The following is a 1,969-nucleotide window of genomic DNA, read 5'->3' as shown; positions in this document are numbered from 1 at the left end:
TGGTCAATAAAATTTGGCCACAGTTTTAGAATCTTGATATCTAACCTCAGATTCATTTGGCGCTAAACCGGCATTATAATGATGCGGCCTAACGTTGTTGTAATATCCGTTGATATAATCACTAACGCTATATTTAGCATCTATAAAATTTCCATATCCAACCTTTGGCATCCATTCCGTTTTAAAGCTTCTAAAAAATCGCTCCATTGGTGCATTATCCCAACAGTTTCCACGCCTACTCATACTTTGTTTGATTTTATAGCGCCATAAACGTTGACGATATTTTAAACTGGTATAGTGACTACCCTGGTCTGAATGAAACATCAGTCCTGTCGGTTTTCCTCTGCTTTCATACGCGAGTTCAAGCGCTTTTAGCGTTAAATTAGTATCTGGCGACAACGACATGGCCCAGCCAACTACTTTACGTGCAAATAAATCAATAATAACGGCTAAATAAGCCCAGCGATTACCTACCCAAATATACGTCACATCACCGCACCACACGGTATCTGGCTCAACAACATCAAATTGTCTATCAAGCAGATTTGGAATTTCAAGGTGCTCATTACCGCCGCGTTTATATGAATGTTGAGGTACTTGGCAGCTTTCAAGCTTTAATTTAACCATTAGCTTAGTAGCACGATAACGACTCAATTCAAAATCATTGTTCGTTGCTATTGCCGCGATTGTCCGCGCCCCAGCTGAGCCGCCGCTCATTGCATGTATTGCTCTAACTTCAGCCTCTAGCCTTATTTGTTCTGGTGTCGGCGTTGTATCCCTTATAGCCCAATATTTATAGCTGCTACGATGCACATTGAATACGTTACACAGCACGCTAATTGGGTAACGCTCTCGTTGATTTAGTTTCTCAATTAACGAGAATTGTTCAGGGAGTCGGACATCAAGAGAGCGGTAGCCTTTTTTAATATATCCTTTTCTAATTCGATGCGTTGGATTTGCTTTTTAAGTTCGCGGATTTCAATTTGTTCGGGCGTCATTGGCGAAGCCGATGGTGGCAGGCCATTACGCTCTTGCTTTAATTGAGTAACCCACTTACTAACGGTTGATTTACCCACACCCATCGCTTTGGCTGCTTCTTCTTGAGTATAACTTTGGTTAACTACAAGCTGAGCTGTTTCTAATTTGATTGCTGCAGAATACGTTGCACGTTTTAATTTCGTCATTTTTTCACCCAAATTTGTATGCTTATCAGCATAACATTTCTTTCTTAATGGGTGGCCAAAATCACTGTACCACTACATTGGGTATCCTTTGAAAATCGGAAACATTAAAGAAAGCAGAATTGAGATTATTGTCTGAAATAAATTGAACGAGAATTAAATCATTATTTTCTATTAAGAAAAACCTTATTAGTATTTCTTCATTACTGGATAAAAAATCTTCTTTATGTAAATTATATATATCCAAGTTAAAATTATTTATATCGATCATAATTGCATCCTTAAATTTGAGTTAATTTAACAACACCTTCAATATTTGAATCAACAACCAGCTTATGACCAGGTTGTATGAGATGCTCGGATTTAGCAGGTGACTGTCCAATTTTATCAGCAATAAAAATCTAAATTTTCATGAGCATGGTTAGGAAATATAAAATCCACATTAGGTGATACCAAGTCAGCTTTTAGACTGCTTAGCTTTTGTTTGTACTCGTCGGGCTCATCAATACCACGTAGCTCACTATTCCAAAGCTCATATTATTCACCGCCATGAATTGCAGTAATAAGTTGATGAGTAACTTCATGGGAAAACATATCACTGGGTATTTTTGACTCAACAACAACTTCTGGCATATAAAACGTGCCATCGGAAGCTGTAATAACCTGATCTTGTTTTTCAATTTTATGTGCAAATTTGAGGCTACGATTAATTAAAACACCTTCAACGGGATTGCCGTTTAAAGTAATAATCCCTTTAACTTCAGAGCACATGTGTACGTCATATTTTT

2 protein-coding genes are annotated in these 1,969 nt (G+C 37.6%); both read right to left on the bottom strand.

Features of this window, described 5'->3' with window-relative positions; genetic code table 11:
* Positions 1-3: 3 nt before the first annotated feature.
* Positions 4-1,184 (bottom strand): IS3 family transposase gene (locus H5072_RS18120; protein WP_182694347.1). Its coding sequence is split into 2 segments (ribosomal slippage): positions 4-926 and positions 926-1,184, totalling 1,182 coding nucleotides; the frame shifts between segments, so codons are not numbered across the junction.
* Positions 1,185-1,718: 534 nt separating this feature from the next.
* The coding region (locus H5072_RS18115; protein WP_404936342.1) for a DUF6795 domain-containing protein at positions 1,719-1,969 on the bottom strand (251 nt) is incomplete at its 5' end.

The organism is Pseudoalteromonas sp. SR45-5, from assembly GCF_014163565.1.
Classification (GTDB): Bacteria; Pseudomonadota; Gammaproteobacteria; order Enterobacterales; family Alteromonadaceae; genus Pseudoalteromonas; species Pseudoalteromonas distincta.
This window is presented reverse-complemented; position numbering and strand designations above follow the sequence as displayed.